The 12,913-nt window shown below is 41.9% G+C and carries 11 protein-coding genes; 6 read left to right on the top strand and 5 right to left on the bottom strand.

All coding sequences use genetic code 11. The features are described from left to right. Positions 1-5: 5 nt before the first annotated feature. Positions 6-1,166 (bottom strand): CapA family protein, encoded by a 1,161-nt coding sequence (locus AACT52_RS01170; RefSeq protein ID WP_073629000.1) that lies wholly within the window; start codon positions 1,164-1,166, stop codon positions 6-8. A gap of 189 nt (positions 1,167-1,355) precedes the next feature. On the opposite strand from AACT52_RS01170, the gene AACT52_RS01165 reads away from it, so the two are divergent. The 3 genes from AACT52_RS01165 to AACT52_RS01155 all read left to right on the top strand — a co-directional run bounded on the left by AACT52_RS01165 (position 1,356) and on the right by AACT52_RS01155 (position 5,262). Further along, positions 1,356-2,180, top strand: coding sequence for a CheR family methyltransferase (locus AACT52_RS01165; protein ID WP_073629272.1), 825 nt, complete (start codon positions 1,356-1,358; stop codon positions 2,178-2,180). Positions 2,181-2,249: 69 nt separating this feature from the next. Then, on the top strand, positions 2,250-2,834 hold the full coding sequence (locus tag AACT52_RS01160; protein WP_073628998.1) for a chemotaxis protein CheB: 585 nt from the start codon (positions 2,250-2,252) through the stop codon (positions 2,832-2,834). A gap of 166 nt (positions 2,835-3,000) precedes the next feature. Then, positions 3,001-5,262, top strand: coding sequence for a hybrid sensor histidine kinase/response regulator (locus AACT52_RS01155; RefSeq protein ID WP_073628996.1), 2,262 nt, complete (start codon positions 3,001-3,003; stop codon positions 5,260-5,262). 78 nt (positions 5,263-5,340) lie between these two features. On the opposite strand, the gene ald is transcribed toward AACT52_RS01155, so the two are convergent. Further along, complete coding sequence (gene ald, locus AACT52_RS01150; RefSeq protein ID WP_073628994.1) at positions 5,341-6,432, bottom strand: alanine dehydrogenase; 1,092 nt, start codon at positions 6,430-6,432, stop codon at positions 5,341-5,343. 441 nt (positions 6,433-6,873) lie between these two features. Here ald and AACT52_RS01145 point away from each other — a divergent pair, with 441 nt between their 5' ends. From AACT52_RS01145 to AACT52_RS01135, 3 genes are all read left to right on the top strand, one after another. Further along, positions 6,874-7,056: a chlorophyll a/b-binding protein gene (locus AACT52_RS01145; protein ID WP_073629271.1), complete on the top strand. Its 183-nt coding sequence runs from the start codon at positions 6,874-6,876 to the stop codon at positions 7,054-7,056. Positions 7,057-7,375: 319 nt separating this feature from the next. Continuing rightward, positions 7,376-7,672: a hypothetical protein gene (locus AACT52_RS01140; RefSeq protein ID WP_073628992.1), complete on the top strand. Its 297-nt coding sequence runs from the start codon at positions 7,376-7,378 to the stop codon at positions 7,670-7,672. 276 nt (positions 7,673-7,948) lie between these two features. After that, positions 7,949-8,989 (top strand): WD40 repeat domain-containing protein, encoded by a 1,041-nt coding sequence (locus AACT52_RS01135; protein WP_233153839.1) that lies wholly within the window; start codon positions 7,949-7,951, stop codon positions 8,987-8,989. 249 nt (positions 8,990-9,238) lie between these two features. On the opposite strand, the gene AACT52_RS01130 is transcribed toward AACT52_RS01135, so the two are convergent. From AACT52_RS01130 to AACT52_RS01120, 3 genes are all read right to left on the bottom strand, one after another. Then, positions 9,239-10,375 carry a mechanosensitive ion channel family protein gene (locus tag AACT52_RS01130; protein ID WP_073628990.1) on the bottom strand — a complete coding sequence of 379 codons (1,137 nt, stop codon included), beginning with the start codon at positions 10,373-10,375 and terminating at the stop codon, positions 9,239-9,241. Between the two features lie 28 nt (positions 10,376-10,403). Then, entirely contained in the window at positions 10,404-11,375 is a 972-nt protein-coding gene (locus AACT52_RS01125) for a mechanosensitive ion channel family protein (RefSeq protein ID WP_233153838.1), read from the bottom strand. A 1,111-nt stretch (positions 11,376-12,486) separates the two neighbouring features. Continuing rightward, complete coding sequence (locus tag AACT52_RS01120) at positions 12,487-12,906, bottom strand: MerR family transcriptional regulator (RefSeq protein ID WP_083630123.1); 420 nt, start codon at positions 12,904-12,906, stop codon at positions 12,487-12,489. Positions 12,907-12,913: the final 7 nt, after the last annotated feature.

The raw sequence follows: 12,913 nt of genomic DNA, 5'->3' as shown, positions 1-12,913 counted from the left end.
CCTTTCTATTTGCTCTTTGCCACTACATCCGCCAATACAATTTCACCTTTTTTGTTAATCTTCACCTGATCGTTGGGAAAATCTCGACTAATCAAATAACGCAAAAGTCCCACTGTCCGGAAACGCTGATCAATGTGGGGAATTCCTTGACGATTCAGGTGAACAGGGATAATTTTACTTGACACCAAATCTCCCTTGGAATTTAGTTTCGCCTCTAAAATCATTGAGTAGCCAGTTTGGGCGGCTGTCGATAAAGTTCGGTATCCGAGAAAGTTTCCCAAAGAATAAGCAATCAATTTTCCATTATAGATTTCCAGAGCTCTAGGAACATGAGGACCATGTCCGATGACTAAATCTGCGCCTGCATCAATCATGTTTCGCGCAAACTGGATAGAATTGCCTCGGTTTTCGCCATAGAAAAACTCAGTTTTATCTTGAACACGCAGTGCGCTCGTTCCCTCGGCTCCTGCATGCATCGATACAATCACAATACTTGCCTGTGTTTTGGCTTGTTGTACCAATGCTTTGGCTGTTTCTAAATCGTGAATAGAATTATAAAATTCGTAAGGGGCAAACCCAATCATCGCAACCGGAACATTATTCACTTGTAACAAGAGAATTTGATTTTTGTGACCTAATGTTTCGATGCCAACCGCCTTGAGATTCTTTACTGTGTCTTGGAACCCTACCATACCAAAGTCCTGTGCATGGTTGTTCGCAATATTCATAACTTTAAACCCAACATCAGCAAAAAGCTGGGCGTAGCTTGGTGGGGAGCGAAAAGCGAAAACTTGTCCTTGAGTGATATCTTTGGCGCTGTAGGGGTATTTTGTTAAACTACTCTCAAAGTTACCAAACAAAATATCGGCTCTTTGCAGATATGCTCTTACCGACTTTGGTATAAGCTGATTGCGATCGCTTGGAAGTCTGTAGTTAGGGTAATTTGTCCCAGGAATAACATCTCCAACGGCTTGAACAGTGATGGTGTCTGGAGATGCGTTTTCTGGTATGGAGAACGGAACTGGCACTGTATCTGTAGATGTCGTAGCGGCGTTGCTTCGTTGAAATTGCCCAAAGCGGAGGAATAATCCTATACCAATCCCTAGGCAAAAACAGAAACTGATAAAACTGAATGGTAGTAATCTCCCAAGCTTTTGATTTGCCATAGTTGCACACCTCACAATATGGCGCAAGTATATCCTAGAAGTGTTAAATGTCAATGTATACTGGGAGTTATTTGGAACATAAATTTTCAGGAATTGCGTTTGACAGCAAACCTACACTTTGTTACAGGGGATGGGCAACTGGAGAAGTTGAGGTTGTTGGGCAACTGCGATGATGAAATAGATATCTATATGCTTAGAGAGCAACTCGAAGACATTGAAATTAAATTGCTATTAGAAGGGATATATCGTTATTATGGGTTTGATTTTAGAAATTATGCTTTGGCTTCACTCAAACGGCGAATTTGGAACATAATTCAAGCCGAAGGTTTAACCAGTATTTCTGGACTGCAAGAAAAAGTTCTCCATCACCCTGAATATATGGAGAGATTTTTGTACGCTCTCTCGGTTAACGTTACTACCATGTTTCGTGATCCCAGCTTTTTTTTGGCATTTAGAAAAAAAGTAGTGCCGTTCTTACGAACTTATCCTTTTATTCGCATTTGGCACGCTGGATGTTCGACAGGTGAGGAAGTTTATTCTATGGCAATTTTATTACACGAAGAGGGGCTTTATCACCGTTGCCGATTGTATGCGACTGATATCAATGACATGGTATTACGAAAAGCTAAAACTGGAATTTATCCACTAGATTTGATGCAAGGTTATACTCAAAATTATTTACAAGCAGGTGGCAAAAAATCTTTTTCGGAGTATTATACAGCGGCATACAATAATGCTATTTTTTCTTCATATCTGAAAGAAAATATGATATTTTCACAACATAATTTAGCGACAGATAATTCATTTAATGAATTTCATATTATTTTGTGTCGCAATGTTTTAATTTACTTTAATCAATCTTTACAAGATAGAGTTCATAAGCTTTTTTATGAAAGCCATGTGAAGTTTGGAATATTAGGTTTGGGACGCCAAGAAACGCTGAAGTTCACCCCGCATGAGCAAGACTATGAGGAGTTAGAAGGTGGAGAAAAGCTTTACCGCCGAATTCGGTAAAATGATGAATGCTAAAAAAATTATGATAAAATTTCATCATTTATAATTACTTATAATTTTTCATTCCTAATGACCTTTCAACTGGTTGTTGTCGGTGCATCGTTAGGAGGGTTACAAGCCCTTGAAGTCTTACTCGCCGGATTGCCCAAAAACTTCCCAGTACCTGTGGCAATTGTCCAACACCGTCACAAATCTTCTGATGATAAATTGAGAATGATGTTGCAGCAGTATAGTCCTTTGGTTGTCATAGAGCCGCAAGATAAAGAAGAAATTGTGCCTGGTTGCATATATTTGGCTCCAGCAGATTATCATTTGATGATAGAAGCGGGAAGTGACTCGGTTCCTTATCCTTACTTTTCTTTATCTACTGATGCTCCTGTGACTTATGCGCGACCGTCAATAGATGTGCTATTTGAAACCGCAGCAGATACTTATGCCGAAAAAGTGATAGGAGTACTCTTGACAGGAGCCAACCATGATGGTACAGGAGGAATGGCAAAAATCAGGGCACGCGGCGGCAGAACTGTGGTAGAGGAACCTTCAACAGCAGTTTGTCCGACAATGCCTAAAGCGGCGATCGCCCGTGGTGTCGCCCAGAATATTCTACCTTTGGCAGAGATCGCCCCTTTCTTAGTGAAAATTTGTAATTTTTGATCGAGTTCTTTGTGAATTCTTCATAGAAAAAAGCTTTGAACTCTAACCATCAACAGTAGACCAAATTTATAACTTAAGATAGTGGGAATAGAATAACCGCAAGCGTCACAGTCAATAGGAAGACGTGAAAACGCCTTAATATATTTCCTAAAGCATACAGATAAAAATGTCATTTGAACCGAAAGTTAACGTTCTGCTGGTAGATGACCATCCAGAAAATTTGTTAGCCCTAGAGGCAATTTTAGAGAGCCTGGGGCAAAATTTGGTCAGGGCGACATCGGGTGCAGAAGCACTGCGATGTTTGCTTAATCAGGATTTTGCTGTGATTCTGCTGGATGTGCAGATGCCTGATATGGACGGGTTCGAGACAGCAACCCTGATTCGACAGCGAGAGCGATCGCGCCATACGCCAATTATTTTTCTCACAGCATTTAGCACCAGCGACAACATGGTGTTTAAAGGTTATTCCATTGGTGCTGTGGACTACCTCTTCAAGCCCATTGATTCAGAAATTTTGAAATCCAAGGTAGCGGCATTTGTTGATCTGTTCCAGAAAACCCTCGAGGTGAAGCGACAAGCGGCACAACTGGCAGCAATGAATAAGGAACTGAGGAAGCGTGAAGAGATGTTTCGCTCTTTAAGTGCTTGCTCGCCTGTAGGCATTTTCCTCACAGATACATTAGGCAAATGCACGTATATTAATCCTCGCTATCAAGCAATCTATGAGATGACGCTTGAGGAGAGTTTAGGCGACGGTTGGACGCGAGCAATTCATCCAGAAGACAGAGGACGAGTTATTGCCGATTGGTATGCTGTATCCGCTGAAGGTCAGGAATACAAAGGAGAGTTTCGCATACTCACGCCTACAGGAATTGAGCGTTGGGTTCATATGTCTTCGTCTCCGATGCTTTCAGATAAAGGCGAAGTCATCGGTTATGTAGGCACAATAGAAGATATCACAGAGCGCAAACAAGCACAAGAAGAACACATCAAGTTCATCCGCGAACAAACAGCACGACAAGAAGCTGAAACAGCAAACCGCCTCAAGGATGAGTTTTTAGCAACCCTTTCCCACGAACTTCGCACACCCTTAACTTCAATACTGGGTTGGGCGAGACTGCTGCGCCAGCGAAAATTGGATGAAAAAGCCGTTGAACGCGCCTTGGAAACAATGGAACGCAACGCTAATTTGCAGGCACAACTCATTGACGATATTTTAGATGTCTCGCGGATTATACGTGGCAAGCTGCATTTGAATCTAAGTCCCGTTAACTTAACATCTCTGATTCCAACAGTTCTAGATAGCGTCCGCTTAGAAGCCCAGACAAAAAATATTGAACTTGACTTTCTCATTGAATCCAGCAATACGGGGAATAACCAAACAACAGGACACACACAACAGGACACGCTTAATATCTCGGCGTCTTCCTCAACCTCTGGCTTTGTCGTTTTTGCCGATCCAAACCGTTTGCAGCAAATTGTTTGGAATTTACTGAATAATGCGCTCAAGTTCACACCCAAAGGCGGAAAGGTAGAGGTGCGATTGTCTATCAGTAGTCCTGAGTCTAGCTTTGAACAACTCAGCACTCAGCAAGACTACTTATCTGAACAGCAACCTTTGCAGGCGAAAAGTTCCTCAGTACTGCTTCAGGTGAGCGATACAGGTAGTGGCATCAGCCCAGATTTTCTTCCTCATGTTTTTGACCGTTTTCGTCAAGCTGATGGCAGCATCACCAGAAACCAAGGTGGGCTGGGACTTGGACTGGCGATTGTACGTTATCTAGTGGAAATGCATGGGGGAAGCGTTTATGCCCAAAGCCCGGGAATAGGACAGGGAGCAACTTTTACCGTGAAGCTGCCGCTTGTAAATACAGAGAGTCCAGATGACGAGGGGGAGAGGGGGGGCAAGGAATTAGGGGAAGTCGGTAAAGATAGGGATGTGGGAAGATGGAATTGGGAAACTCACGCACAAGGTATTACCCCATCCCCCTCATCCTCCTCATCTTCCTTATCCCCCTCCGAGTCCCTCCTCAGAGGTTTGCAAGTGCTGCTCGTTGATGACGATACCGATACACGAAACCTCCTCACCACCGTGCTGCAACAATTTGGGGCGACAGTGACAGCTGTCGCGTCAGTACGAAAAGCACTTCGCGCTATTGAAAAATCGCCGCCTGATATCCTGCTGAGTGATATTGGAATGCCAGAGGAGGACGGCTACACCTTAATTCGTGAAGTGAGAAACCTGGAACCCGAGGTAGGAGGGCAAATACCAGCGATCGCCTTGAGTGCGTATGCCAGAGAACAAGATTGTACGCGAGCATTGGAGTTAGGCTTTGAGATGTACGTCACCAAGCCAGTCGAACCAGCTAACTTGATTGATGCAATCGTAAAACTGGCACAACGCAACTGTACAACAGTGAACAGTTAACAGTGAACTATGAACATTTAACAGTGAATAACTGGTAACTGGTAACTGGTAACTGGTAACTGACAAACTGATAACTGACTACGCCACCAAGTCAGGAAAAACTTCCTGCACCGCAGGATGAACTAAGCGATGATCTTGCACGTTCACACCTTTGGCTAATGCTTGATTAGTCGCCAGTGCCTTTATCCCCAAATTCGCTAACTGCAATACATAGGGTAGAGTGCTGTTGTTTAGTGCCTGAGTAGAAGTCCAAGGAACTGCCCCTGGCATATTAGGAACCCCATAATGTACCACACCCTCTTCAATGTATACTGGATTAGTGTGGGATGTGGCGTGTAAAGTTTCCACACAACCGCCTTGGTCAACCGCAACATCGACAATCACAGAACCTGGACGCATTTGTTTGACCAAATTGCGTGACACCAAGATGGGTGCCCTGCGTCCCGGTACTAAAACAGCACCGATAAGCAAGTCAGCATCTTTGACTGCGGCTTCAATATGGGCAGAGTTACTGTAAAGTAGTTCTACTCTAGAGCCAAATAAAGTTTCCAGATAAGCTAAACGCTCGACGTTCACGTCTAGAATTTGGACAGCAGCGCCCATGCCCACAGCAATTTTAGCGGCTTCTGTACCCACGACACCGCCACCGAGAATCACGACTTTGCCTGGTTTAACTCCGGGAACACCGCCCAACAAAACCCCTCTACCACCTTGCTGGCGCTCTAGGAACCTTGCCCCAAATTGTACCGACAAACGACCGGCAATAATGCTCATGGGAGTGAGCAGAGGTAATTTGTTGCTACCTGGTTGTTCTACAGTTTCGTAGGCGATCGCCGTCACACCGCAATCAATCAGATGTTCGGTTAACTTTCTATCTGCGGCTAGATGCAGATAGGTAAACAAAATTTGCTCCTTCTGCAAAAACTTATATTCCGCTGCAAGTGGCTCTTTGACTTTGACAACCAGTTCGCGGTTCCAAGCAGCTTCTTTTGTGGTGACTATCTTAGCACCAGCGCTTGTGTAGTCATCATCTGTAAATCCCGCACCAAGACCTGCTTGAGTCTCTACGAAAACCGTATGACCATTTTCCTGTAAGACTCGTACACTAGAAGGACTTAACCCAACCCGAAACTCCTGATCCTTAGTTTCTTTGGGAATACCAATTTCCATTTACTGCCTCTTATGAATTTTTGTGTAGCTTATAGTTTGTCAGTCTCATCCCTAGTCTTTTGAATCAGAGACTACGAATTTAACAAGTCGTTATAAGCGGAATATCCTGAGTGCAAAGACAATGCGAGAGCGTTGAGTGCTGAATGGTGAGTCAAATTTGGGCAAGTAAGAAAAATTACTCACAGCTGGGCGCTCAGAACTCAGAACTTTCTTTCCGACTCAGCATTCACCACTTGGAACTCAGGACTACTGAACTTCCTCTTATACCAACTAATGTACTTCAAACTTTTGTCCTTGACGATTGCCAAACTACTTCTACAATAAATTAAGAAGAATCGTAAACAAATGTAAAGAGTGGCAAGCCTGCTTGATAGCTTAAGCTGTGTTGTCGCTCTTGTTATTCAGTTATAAAGTTCATTTGCCAAAAAGAGGTTTTTAATGATGACACAGACACAGACACAACCACAGCCAAGCGTTACTCCCAAGCTGGAGGAACCAAAGTTCGGTTTTAATGAGTATGCTGAGCGTTTGAATGGTCGAGCTGCAATGATTGGCTTCGTAATCATGGTGGTGATTGAATACGTCACCAACCAAGGAGTGTTAGCATGGCTCGGTCTGAGGTAGGATTTCCACAAAGCTAAGACAGTGCTGGTTGTACGCCATAAATGACAAAAAGCAAAGAACCAGCTGTATATTCCAGCTGGTTTTGATTTAATCAAGCCTTTATAGCCTTTAGAATCAAAGTCAAAACAATAATTTTGAATGGGTGAATGCGTGAATTTTAAATTTTGAATTTTAAATTTTGAATTGTTATACGCCCCTACACCCTCCTTTACTTAAGAAAAGTATAATAATATTGAGGCTCTCATCAAAAGCGCCAATTGCGGGTGAGGTATTCTCAGTAAATTTACATCAAAGGTGAACAGGAACCAATAAAGCTGTGATGAATGCTGTATTTCCTCGTTTTTTAAAGTTAGCCTACCGTAAAGAACCACTCATTAGTGTATTGATTACGATGGGAGTGGTAGATGCATTAATTGGTGGATTTGACGATAGCTGGTCGTTGTTTGCTTTTGGCGTGGGAACAGTAGGGATAACGCTAGCTTACAAGTGGTGGCGTATCCAGCAGCGCCAACCCCTGCCTGAGGAGCCTGTGGTGCAACATTACCTACCTTCCCGCTCGTCGTCAAGTTCTCCTTTACCTATGCTGAGTGTTTCTAAGAAAAAGCCCCCATATTAGTAGATTTGGTCTGTTGAGATTTGAGATTAGGCTGTTACTTACATGGTTGCTGGGAGAACCATTTAAACTACGGTATGCTTTGCAACCCTGAGCATCGGTATCCTGATTTGCGGGCGGGGCTTTCCTGCCCTAAAATTTGGTACAGGATAGCTTAAGATATTTGAAATATATGTATATAAATAATTACAATAAATTCCTCTCCCAAATCCAAAACGCGTTGCAAGAGCGTGTGCGAAGGGCTCAGCGTCCACAGGTAGACAAGGATCTAAATCTCAAATGACCAGTGCCAAAAATATTCTAATGCTTATGAGCGTAGCAGGTGCTGTTGCTATTGCTCCCCTAATGCGAATACCGTCTGCGATTCCTGCTGAGGTTGAAGTTACACCACAAATTACACCAGTCGATCAACCTACCACGAGCTTTGCTAATCCACAACTAATTTACACCTTCACAGAGCATTTGGGAACTATTAAATCCCTTGCCTTCACTCCAGATAGCCAAACTCTGATCAGCGGCGGTTCTGATAACGATGGCATCATTCGCTTATGGAATACAGCAACTGGCAAAAGACGTGGGATTATCAACAGAGCGCATCAAACAGCGATAGAATCTGTGGTCATTTCGCCAGATGGTCAAACTCTTGTTAGTGGCGGTGATGATAACACGATTAACCTTTGGAACCTGAAAAACAATAAATTTACTCGCTCCTTTGTCGGGCATACGAGCAATGTGCTGTCCTTAGCAGTCACTCCAAATGGTAAAGTTCTCGTTAGCGGTGCATTGGACGGTATTCGGATGTGGGATTTGCTACAGCAGCGCCCACTTGCTACTTTGACACGCTTTGATAACCTCATTTATACCCTGGCAATTAGTCCTGACGGTCAAACGCTGGCAAGTGGTGACAATATTGGTGTTGTTAAGCTGTGGGATTTGAGTACTGGAAAATTAATCCGTACAGTTCCAGGGGCGCATGCGAATACAGTCACCAAACTCCTGTTTACTCCAGATGGAAATACCTTGATCAGTGCCAGCCGCGATCGCACGATTAAACTCTGGAATGCCAGCAGTGGAGAATTAGTTCGCACCTTGACAGGACACAACAACTGGGTGAATACAATAGCTATTAACCCCAACGGACAAACCCTTGCCAGTGGTGGCAGAGATGGAATTAAGCTGTGGAATTTAACAACAGGCGAGTTAATAACGACACTTTATGGACATTCCGACTGGGTAAGCGCCATAGCCTTTAGTCCGGATGGGACAAAGCTTGCTACTGGGGGATTTGATAGAAGAATCAATCTTTGGCTACTTCAATAGCTCTTTCCATAACGATTGCAACGGGTTTTGTAGTGGATGTGCTTAGTTATCTATTAGATGAAATTAATTAGCAATTTGATATTTTCCACTTTCACAAGTCTTGATTTCTCTCACTTTAGTCGCTCATAATCTTGGAAATTTTACTTAGGCCGATCTGTAGTAGTAACGACTCTCAATCCGCTTGTCAATACCATTTGAAATGTGCTTACCCTGCTCTATTATTCTCTCACGCTTAGTAATGAAAGACAGCTAAATTGGTACGGGAGAATCAAGGTAGAGTGTTGGTTCTTGCATGGTAAATTCTATGCCATGAGTCTCAAGCTTTTTCGATATAGATTCATTGGCTAACTCTAATAAACGCTTGCGGAATTCAATCGAATTTTCATTTGAGCCTAAAATAAAGAAACTCACCCTAGCACGAACTCCTTTTGGATCATCCTGATGGGGAAACAAACTAATCTTTGTACTGTTTGGATCTATTCCAAACAATGTGCTGGTACTTTCCTTGATGACTTTTTCTAGCAATGCTTGTTCAGCTTTTTCTAAATGCCGAGTAAAATCAAGATAGAGCAACACCATGACCTTTTTCCCTCGCGTCACGTTTTCGATATCTGCTTCTGCCATCAGTGAGTTGGGAACAACTATGAGGGTACTTTTAGCAAGTGTCCGCAGTTTAGTTGAACGCAAACCAATAGCCTCGACACGGGCAAATAAAATTCCTTGGGAACTTAAGTGAACGCGAATGTATTCTCCAGGGATATAAGGACGGTCTAAGTATATAACAATTGTTCCAAAAATCTGTTCCAGAGTTTTTTGAGACGCAAAAGCAACCGCTATACCCCCAATCCCCAAACCAGCAATTAAACCAATCAAGTTCACATTCTGGCTTTGAGCAAATGCTACAGCCACAATAAACCCAATAACAAAATTAGCAATGGTTTCAAAAACGAGCAGTAACTCATCAATTTCAAAACCCACTTTACGAATCAATTCAATTCCGTAGACACGCAAGAATTGACGAAATAAACCAGAAATGAATATTGCTAAACTAATAGCTATTGATAGGTCGGAGAAAAATTTCAAAAATCGGTAAAATCCCGTGTATTCTTGAATAAAATTTAGACAAACAGAAACGAGAATTAATGTTGCTACAATTCCCAGTATCTTTTCCTGTGGCTCGACTAAGTTTTCATAAATCCTTAACAACAGTTGGGGCGCAAATTTCCGAACACTTAGCTTGAGAAAGCGGGGAATAGATTTCCCAACGATCCAAGCCAGGAAGAGAAAGAATAAGAAAATGGCGAGTTTAATTCCAATTGTAATCAGAAGCTTTTGTGTTGCTTCGTCCAACGAAAACCAAAGTTTTATGCTCAGTAGAGTTTCCATTTCCGCCCAAGAGTTAAGTTAGGTTAAGTTAGATAGTAATGGGTGCATCAACATCAATCGGTCTTTCTTCAATATCGAAGCTAATACCATACTCTTTTAATCGCAGAGTCATGCTTTGTTTCGCCATATCTAGTAACTGGCGGCGCATATCCATTGACATCTCACCAGAACCAAGAATGAAAAAGTTTATTTGAGCCTGAGTCATATTGGCTCTTCCCTCTTGGATAGTATCTTTAAATGTCACATCCGTGTTGCGAGAGTCAATACCAAAAATCTCATTGGTACTTTCTAATATGACTTGACGAATCAAAGCTCTTTCATCTTCCAGCACAACTCGATAGAAAGTTAAATAAACCAGAGAAACAACTTTTTTGGCTCCCGTGAAGTTCTCGATACTCATGCTTGTCAGGGAACTATTGGGAACTATGGTTAAAGTTCCTTTGCCAGAATTACGAATCTTAGTGGAACGCAACCCAATGGACTCGACTCTACCAAATGTCCCATCAGGTAAACCGATATAGTCATCAATGACAAAAGGTCGGTCAATATAGAGTATGATCCCACCCAACAACTGCTCCAAAGTCTGTTGCGCTGCAAAAGCAATAGCTAATCCCCCAAGTCCCAAACTTGCTGTCAAACCTAAGACATTGACTTGGTGAGTCTGAGCAAAAATGAAGAAAATAATCAGAAAAATAGCTGTATCGGCAACGACATTACCGACCATCAGCAACTCAGCGTTAATTTTACGGCTGAGGGCATTTTCTTGCAAGTAAGCCTGGTAGAATTTCTCAAACAAGCGAGAAGTCAACCAACCCACCATAATGGCAACTAACAACGCTAGAGCAAATTCCAGGTAGTTGAGCCAATTAGGTTTGGGAATCAGTAACAAAGTCAAGTCAATCAGCACTAAGACGACTGTTAAGACCAACAAATTTTGATAGTCAGAAACAACTTTGTTATACATTCTTGTTCCTTGAGTAGATAAGAAACGAGTTGTCATGAATTGACTCATTTTTTTAAATAAGAAAACTAAAAAAAATAACAGACCAAAAAAACTGACTGCTACTCCTATGGCACAGGCAATAATGACTAGAGGAAGGAAATTGTCTCGAATTGTTTCAGAGAAGAGAGTGATATCCAAAATAAAAGGAACTCCTTGATACCTAATTATTAAAGGTGATTTATAAAGTAAATATTAAGACTGGACTTTAGACTAAAAAGCAGAAAATGAGTCAGGGAAGCTGAGTTGAGAAGAACCAAAGCCAAAAAATTAAAAAATCAGAGTTGAACCGATTTTCTGGGCTGCTTTATGTATTGAAATATTGGTATGCCATGTGGAATTTTTTTCTGACTCGATTTTGGTAGATATATTGCCATAACAATGCTTTTTCTCGTGAGTGAGAATAAGCAATAATGTGTATAAATAAGATTTCATATTTCAAACTTAAAGACAAGGACAGTTAAGACAGTTAAGAAAGTCAGGTAGGACAGTTAAGACAGTTAAGACAGTTAAGCTAAAAATCTGTCTTTAGAGTGATTTTTTTAATAACTTAGCTTTTACGCATTGACAGAGAACGCAGGCTGTGAAATCACATTCTCGTTACAAGGCAGAGCCTTGTAATGCTGCTCTTTAAGGAGGCTCTGCCTACCATCAAATGGCTCGCCTAATTACATTCCCAGGCTCTGCCTGGGAACGAGGCAAACGGCGATTTAACAGCACATAATTGTTAATTTGTAAAGTGCGTAAGCCCTGATTTTGTCGTAAGCAAATGCTGCTTTACCCTTTTGTAACTTCAGTAGACCAAAAAGTTTTGCGAGTGCCTTGAAAAACAGATTGAAAATCAGAATACTGTTTCATTAACTGTATTAAAAAATACAGTATTTCAGATTTTATGGAAAAAAGATATGATAAGCAAACCTAATAATTGTACGTTTGCTCCTGATTGAAGAGAGAGGAATTAATGCCTGACTCGGTAAGGAAAAAACCGACGTTGAGGATCTGATTGTACTGATCCATGTAATACGTGGGAAGGCTGAAGAAGGGTAAAGGTGTAGTACATGGAAAAAGGAATCCACTTACCTCCGTGTAATACATGACAGTCAAGCATCAATTAATTTCCTTTACAAACTTCCTCTTGCAATCGACGGAGTTTGGAAGACAAATAAGTTTTAATGTTCTCCAAGTTACGCATCTTTTCAGAAATCTCTTGCAGTTTGCGTTCAATAATTTGGACTTGCTCCTGTTTTGGGATGGTCTTTTCTCCCCATTCATCCAGCAAATGCTTCATCTCACCGAGAGTGAAGCCTAATCCTTTACCCTGGTGAATCATCAAAAGACGCTCAACCATTTCTGAACTGAAATCTTTGTAGGCTCTTGTTCCTGCTTGGCGTTCACTGGCAGTAATGAGTCCAATTTTTTCGTAAAAGCGGATTGTGTCTTTCGACAATCCTGTTTTTTTGGATAGTTCACCAATCAGCATTGCATCAATCCATCTCTTGAAGAAACCACTTGACTGTGGAGTATACTCCACAGTTTAC

The organism is Scytonema sp. HK-05 (assembly GCF_963872035.1).
Taxonomy (GTDB): Bacteria; Cyanobacteriota; Cyanobacteriia; order Cyanobacteriales; family Nostocaceae; genus Kalymmatonema.
The sequence above is the reverse complement of the archived record's forward strand: the minus strand, read 5'-3'. Positions and strand labels throughout refer to the sequence as shown.

Coding starts and splice junctions, on each gene's coding strand:
- AACT52_RS01170 (WP_073629000.1), bottom strand. CDS start 1,166: ATGGCAAATCAAAAGCTTGGGAGATTACTACCATTCAGTTTTATCAGT.
- AACT52_RS01165 (WP_073629272.1), top strand. CDS start 1,356: ATGCTTAGAGAGCAACTCGAAGACATTGAAATTAAATTGCTATTAGAA.
- AACT52_RS01160 (WP_073628998.1), top strand. CDS start 2,250: ATGACCTTTCAACTGGTTGTTGTCGGTGCATCGTTAGGAGGGTTACAA.
- AACT52_RS01155 (WP_073628996.1), top strand. CDS start 3,001: ATGTCATTTGAACCGAAAGTTAACGTTCTGCTGGTAGATGACCATCCA.
- ald (WP_073628994.1), bottom strand. CDS start 6,432: ATGGAAATTGGTATTCCCAAAGAAACTAAGGATCAGGAGTTTCGGGTT.
- AACT52_RS01145 (WP_073629271.1), top strand. CDS start 6,874: ATGACACAGACACAGACACAACCACAGCCAAGCGTTACTCCCAAGCTG.
- AACT52_RS01140 (WP_073628992.1), top strand. CDS start 7,376: ATGAATGCTGTATTTCCTCGTTTTTTAAAGTTAGCCTACCGTAAAGAA.
- AACT52_RS01135 (WP_233153839.1), top strand. CDS start 7,949: ATGACCAGTGCCAAAAATATTCTAATGCTTATGAGCGTAGCAGGTGCT.
- AACT52_RS01130 (WP_073628990.1), bottom strand. CDS start 10,375: ATGGAAACTCTACTGAGCATAAAACTTTGGTTTTCGTTGGACGAAGCA.
- AACT52_RS01125 (WP_233153838.1), bottom strand. CDS start 11,375: ATGACAACTCGTTTCTTATCTACTCAAGGAACAAGAATGTATAACAAA.